The sequence below is a fragment of the Niastella sp. genome, from assembly GCF_045805085.1.
Taxonomy (GTDB): Bacteria; Bacteroidota; Bacteroidia; order Chitinophagales; family Chitinophagaceae; genus Niastella.
The window spans coordinates 1-5,680 of record NZ_JBJMLX010000505.1; the positions used below are offsets into that span (position 1 = coordinate 1).

The 5,680-nt window shown below is 44.4% G+C and carries 6 protein-coding genes; 2 read left to right on the plus strand and 4 right to left on the minus strand.

Annotated features, from left to right (window positions below):
- Positions 1 to 335: 335 nt before the first annotated feature.
- The 3 genes from ACJ751_RS26425 to ACJ751_RS26435 are packed head-to-tail and all read right to left on the minus strand — an operon-like array spanning position 336 to position 2,523.
- Positions 336 to 1,493: a geranylgeranyl reductase family protein gene (locus ACJ751_RS26425; RefSeq protein WP_407748537.1), complete on the minus strand. Its 1,158-nt coding sequence runs from the start codon at positions 1,491 to 1,493 to the stop codon at positions 336 to 338.
- 40 nt (positions 1,494 to 1,533) lie between these two features.
- Positions 1,534 to 1,875 (minus strand): HopJ type III effector protein, encoded by a 342-nt coding sequence (locus ACJ751_RS26430; RefSeq protein ID WP_407748538.1) that lies wholly within the window; start codon positions 1,873 to 1,875, stop codon positions 1,534 to 1,536.
- Between the two features lie 15 nt (positions 1,876 to 1,890).
- Complete coding sequence (locus tag ACJ751_RS26435) at positions 1,891 to 2,523, minus strand: TMEM175 family protein (protein ID WP_407748539.1); 633 nt, start codon at positions 2,521 to 2,523, stop codon at positions 1,891 to 1,893.
- Positions 2,524 to 2,631: 108 nt separating this feature from the next.
- Between ACJ751_RS26435 and ACJ751_RS26440 the strand changes: the two genes are divergently transcribed.
- On the plus strand, positions 2,632 to 3,018 hold the full coding sequence (locus ACJ751_RS26440) for a RidA family protein (protein ID WP_407748540.1): 387 nt from the start codon (positions 2,632 to 2,634) through the stop codon (positions 3,016 to 3,018).
- 66 nt (positions 3,019 to 3,084) lie between these two features.
- On the opposite strand, the gene ACJ751_RS26445 is transcribed toward ACJ751_RS26440, so the two are convergent.
- A complete protein-coding gene (locus tag ACJ751_RS26445) occupies positions 3,085 to 4,275 on the minus strand; it encodes a hypothetical protein (protein WP_407748541.1) in 1,191 nt (396 codons plus the stop codon).
- A 121-nt stretch (positions 4,276 to 4,396) separates the two neighbouring features.
- On the opposite strand from ACJ751_RS26445, the gene ACJ751_RS26450 reads away from it, so the two are divergent.
- Positions 4,397 to 5,659 carry a hypothetical protein gene (locus ACJ751_RS26450; protein WP_407748542.1) on the plus strand — a complete coding sequence of 421 codons (1,263 nt, stop codon included), beginning with the start codon at positions 4,397 to 4,399 and terminating at the stop codon, positions 5,657 to 5,659.
- The last annotated feature ends 21 nt before the right edge of the window (positions 5,660 to 5,680 follow it).

A 5,680-nucleotide genomic window follows, 5' to 3' on the forward strand; every position in this document is an offset into this window, starting at 1 on the left:
AATACAAGGCATGGCAACATGCTAACACCCGGAAGGGTTACTGGCACACCGCCAACAGTTGGATACTGTCCACGACAGCCACTAACACCCGGTTGAGAGATGCGGGCTTTCTATTCTTCACGGACTGTTACCTGAATGCGCGTTTACTAAATTAGGGAACCGCCGTATACCGAACGGTACGTACGGTGGTGGGAGAGGTCGGCGTAGGAACTAATCCTACGCCACCTACTCGATTAGCCCCGGAAAACAAGAGAAATTCACGCCTGCGGTTAATGTGGTTTTACCTGCACCTGAGGAAAGTCCGGTCAATTGAATAATTATAACGGTGGGATCGCTTACTTCATAAACTTTTTTATAACCCTGTTTTGGCCAACGATAAATGCGGCCTCAAAAAGAAAGGGCATGCGGGCCATAGTTTTCAGCACTTTTGTTTTTCTGCGCATCTCTGCTCCCGCCCTTTTATATAGAACGCGATCGTAATTTTTTATAAATGCCGCACTGAAGTTGTTGCTGGCAAAACATTGTTTCACCTGCTCCGCCGCCAGTTTACCACTAAGAACGGCGTTGCCGATCCCGTCTCCGCTAACGGGGTCAATCAGCGAGGCAGCGTCGCCCACCAATAAAAAATGATCCCCGCTCATCTCTACCCATCGTGAACCCATTGGAAGGCCGCAGCCTTGTAATGTTCCTATGTGCTTGGAATTTTTAAACTTTTCCTTTAATACAGCCGACCGTTCTATAAAATCATAAAAGGCGTTTTTGACGTTGATCTTATTACGAACAACTATGTCGGATAAAATGCCCATTCCTGCATTCACCATACCGCCTTTAATGGGGAATACCCAAAAATATCCCGGCAGGTATTTTCTGTCGAAGTAAACTTCAGTGCAGGTGTCTTCCATGCCCGTAACACCGCTGTAATAAGCCCTTACGCCGGCAACATGATGTTTCCGGTCCATATGGCGGGCGGTGAGTTTTTTAGCCGTAACCCCGTTGATGCCATCAGCGCCAATCACCATGGTGCAATCATATCGTTTGTTGCTGTCCTTTGCAATGACGGAATATCCATTTTCAGACCTCACAATATCGCTTATCGCAATGCCTTCCAGGGTATCTGTATCCTTACTTGTTTTGAGGTGGGCAAAAAGAAAATTATCGAAATGCTCGCGGGTAACGGTGTAAGCCTCGAGGGTCCAGGTAAAATCAAGTTTCTTGTTGTTGTAATAACAAACCGTGCTGCGGGTAGGCAGCTTTTCCGTAAACGCGGCCAGCCTTGCTGCAAAATGGGGATCTATTTCATGAAGGAATTTAATGGCCCGGCCCGGAATGGCATCGCCACAGACCTTATCGCGTGGGAACTGGTGTTTGTCAATAATGGCTATCCGCAATCCGGAGTTTTTGAGCGCCATAGCACAGGAGCATCCTGCGGGACCTGCACCTACAATAATTACATCGTAATGGTCACTATTCGTGGAAATTGCTACTGCGCTCATTTGATATTGAATTGAACTCGTAATATTTTGGCAGAAATAATTATTTCGCAACCAGGGCCTGTCCCTCAAAAGCGATCCCTGACCAGCCATGCTCCATAAATTGCCTGATGTTCTGGTGGTCAGTTCCGTTGGGCGTATTTAGTACGGATTGATAGTGTTCAGCAAATAAATAAAGGGTGTCTTCCTTGCTCAGGTTATGTAACTGCGCGAATGAAAAAACTTTGGCGCTACCCTGATTTTGAGTGGCTTCATTATAAGCCTCCCCGTTTTTAAAGGCAGTGGGTTGATGTTGATAGTACATTTCAATAAACCCGATCACATCTTTGAACATTACAGAGTTGTCCTTTAATTTCTTAATGAGCGTAGTTAATTGTTCTTTCATGTCGCAAATGTAAGCTCAACTGTTTAATTGCTTTTTTCTTTTTCCAACCAGGTAGAAAGTACCAAACAGAAACATGGGCAACTTAAAGAACAGGAATATAAAAGCAAGTTTTGGAAAGAAAAACGAAAGGATCACACAGATAAGGCTATTGATCATATCTAAATTAAATATGAGCCGGAACCGGGTTCTTAAGGTTTCAGGAAGTTTTTCTTTATCAATATAACTTTTGGTATCGGCATAATCCCAGATGGAATTTTGTAGAATGGCCAGGCATAGCACGTTCAGGCTATAGAGAAAGATCACCGGCGTCTGGCCGAAGTGATCGCTAACCAGTGTGGTAGCAAAAGGTAAAGTAATGATCAGGAACAACCAGCAGGTGTTCATAAACATCATGCGGTCGTCCATTTTATAAATGTAGAGAAATGCATTGTGATGGGTTCGCCAAAAACCGGCGATATTGATAAAGGAAAGAATAAAAGCCAGGTAGTTTCTCCAGGGTAGCAGCAGGTCCGCAAAACTTACTTTGTGTTCGGGTGGGATCTCCAGTTTTAAGTTCAACGCCAGCAGGGTGATGGCGATGGCTACGATAGCATCACTAAAGAAAATTACCCGTTCAAAAGCTATTTCCTTTTTTATAAAATCTTTCACAGAGTAAATTAATTTTGGGGTAAACTGTATAGCCAAAATAATTGAGCTAGATAGAAAGGTACAAATTATCAATTTAGTGTAATCTTTGTATCAAAAATCGAATTTATCATGGTTAAGTTTAAGGACATTGCACCCACTGGATATTCTAAATATGTTGAAATTGACCTGGGAGCCTCCAAAATGATTATTTTATCAGGGCAGGTGGCTTTCGATGCTGAGGGCAATACTGTTGGAAAAGATAATTTTGAACAACAGGCCGAGCATATTTTCCAGTCTATTAAAAGTATTGTGGAAAAAGCTGGCGGAAGCATGGAAAATGTTGTCAAATTGACTAACTATTTGACAGATGTTTCTAACCTTCCTGTGTTCAAAAAAGTAAGGGACAGGTATATTAATCTCGCTCAACCTCCTGCTTCTACAACAATGGAAGTAAGCCAATTTGTTAAAGCAGATCTGTTACTGGAAGTAGAAGCTACAGCTATAATAAGTAAATAAGAATAAGATAAAAGCGCGAACCGATCGTTATGATTGGTTCGCACTTTTATTTCCCTGGTTGAACAATTATCTATTGTTTGTCAGGTGAATTCCATCCGTATCATCCAGCCGGGCAACAATACCCCAACCATAAAAATAGTTGGCCAGCCCGATCAGGATCTCGTTTTTGCCTTTATGGAGCGGCAATTTAATCGTGGTGTTTTCAATCGTACACCTTCCACGAGGAAATTTTTGGCCTGGTGTTCCAAAATAGTTTTTATCTGAATATAAGAAGTCTCCATTTAGGAATAAACATACCTCATCGCTAAAGCCGAGATATAGGAGACGTTCCTGTGCGCTGTCAGATTCAATCGTTGTTTTCAACCAGGTAAACCGGCGTTTACTGAAATCCGTATGACCTAAAATCCGCGTCAGGTTTATATTACCGCGTGCTTCTGCCATTATGGGCGTCCACCTGGTTGAACTATCGGGCAAACCTGGGCCAGTGGAGGTCTTGCTTAAAAATTGGAATGGCGGCACGATCTCTTTTCCAAATGCAAAATCACTGGCATTGCTCACCTGCCAGCTACGCAGGTACCGCGTATCGTTGTATGTGGAAATATAACCCGGGGCCGGATCGAGGTTCTCAACCACATCAGGTTTTATCACCAGGTTGGCAATGGTCACTTCTCCGCCCGAAAAAGCAAGGCCGCCTTTTTCCAGGTTGCCTTCCAGGGCAGGCACTATCAGTGCCGGATGGGTCATGTCATTAACAAAAGCTTTCATTTGTTTTCCTGATATAATCAATTTCACATGGTTCCATCCCGGAATGTTGAGGGTGGCGCCTGCCTGGTATTCATCCGTAAGGTCCCACATGCTCATGCCATCGATCACTGCTGCATATTGAAGGGTGGTTCGACTTTCCGGTGACGTGGTGCCAAAATACCGCAGGTAAAATTGATCGCTGTTCTTCCTGTCACCCGACTCGCGAAAGGTAATTCCAGGAAAACCCCGAACAATTTCTACATCATATTCAATGGTGCCATTTGAAAATTGCCCGTTTTTGAGCACCAATGGGGATGGACCTTTGAGATGGATTGCCTTAACATTTCTGTTCATGATAAATTCAATCCCCGTTGAATCATACTGCCAATAAGCAGGCTCCATAGGAATTGTCGTTTCCTGGGCCGCGGCTTTCTTTTTTTGCGCAACAGCGGCCAATGCAATAAAGTGCAGTATCAGGAGGGTGAGGACGAACTTTTTGAATGTTGGGTTCATAACTATCTGTTTTTTAACTTTATGATTAGCACAGACAAGTTACATTCACAGGCCGCCAGTAGCGTGTGCAAGTGTTTGCCAAACCAGTGCAAATGAACGCCAACCATATTTATCAGTAAAAATGGACAACAACAGCGAGCAATATTACCTGTCGCGGGCACTCGAACGAATAGAGACGCTATTTAATCGGGGCGCCAGTGATAATTGGACGACGTACGATTTTGAAAAGCTGTCAGAAGCAATTTTCGATCGTACACAGGTACGCCTCAGCGTCACTACGCTCAAACGCATTTGGGGAAAACTGAAGTATGACAGCGCACCCACCCTGACCACGCTGAACACCCTGGCGCAATTTGCCGGTTTTGTTGATTGGCGGGATTTCAAGCAAAACGAGGATCGGCCCGCCGAAGCTCCCGAAACCAGTACAGTAACACCCCGGCCACAGCGAAAACAAAAGCACCTGGTTATTACGCTGGCCGGCGCACTGATCCTTATCGCTGGCGTATTTTTTCTATTCCTTTCCGCCCGCCATAAACAAACTCAATATGATCCCAGCCAGTTCGAATTCAGCACCAATAAAATGATAGGTGAAGGCGTGCCCAATTCCGTGATCTTTCATTACACCGCGAAAGTAAAACCAGACTCTTTATTTATAGTACAAACATGGGATATCCGCCGAAAGATATTGGTGTCGGCTGATAAGCATGAACATTCGGCCATTTACTATTATCCCGGTTTTTTCAGAACCAAACTAATTGCGGACGACCAGGTTATGAAGAGGCATGATGTATGGATCACCTCAAACGGATGGTTGTGCCTGCTGGAAGAAGAGCCCATTCCAGTATACTTCAAAAAAGAGCTATGCCAGAAAAACGGTATTGTCGAAGTAAATGACACCCTATTGGCGCCATACCGACGTTCAGCAACAGTACAACGCGTGCGTTTTTTCAATCAGCGCGATCTCGGCGATTTGATGAACGACAATTTTACCTTCGAAACGAAGGTGAAAAACGACTTTGACGATGGTACTAATGCCTGCCATTACGCCCAGGTGCTTATCCAGTGTAAGGATGATATCATCATCATCCCGCTGGCAGCAAGATCCTGTGTAGGTAACCTGAATTTTTATTTCTGTGGCGCTGGTGCGGAGAGCAAATTCACCGATCTGTCCGGTTTTGGTTGTGATCTTACCCAATGGACTTCGCTTCGGGTAGTAACGATGAATAAAATGGCTACGATCTATGTAAATAACAAGAGGGCCTATACGTTGACGTTTCCAAACACACCAACGGGCATCGTTGGTGTGCAATACAGGTTTAATGGAGCTGCAGCGGTGAAGGAAACGCGGTTTATGGCGAAGGGGAAAGTGTGGGAGATGGATTAATACGTGGTGCGGGATTGCACT

Bases quoted from the DNA above. Each gene is read 5' to 3' on its own strand.
- ACJ751_RS26425 (WP_407748537.1), bottom strand. From the start codon at position 1,493: ATGAGCGCAGTAGCAATTTCCACGAATAGTGACCATTACGATGTAATT.
- ACJ751_RS26430 (WP_407748538.1), bottom strand. From the start codon at position 1,875: ATGAAAGAACAATTAACTACGCTCATTAAGAAATTAAAGGACAACTCT.
- ACJ751_RS26440 (WP_407748540.1), top strand. From the start codon at position 2,632: ATGGTTAAGTTTAAGGACATTGCACCCACTGGATATTCTAAATATGTT.
- ACJ751_RS26445 (WP_407748541.1), bottom strand. From the start codon at position 4,275: ATGAACCCAACATTCAAAAAGTTCGTCCTCACCCTCCTGATACTGCAC.
- ACJ751_RS26450 (WP_407748542.1), top strand. From the start codon at position 4,397: ATGGACAACAACAGCGAGCAATATTACCTGTCGCGGGCACTCGAACGA.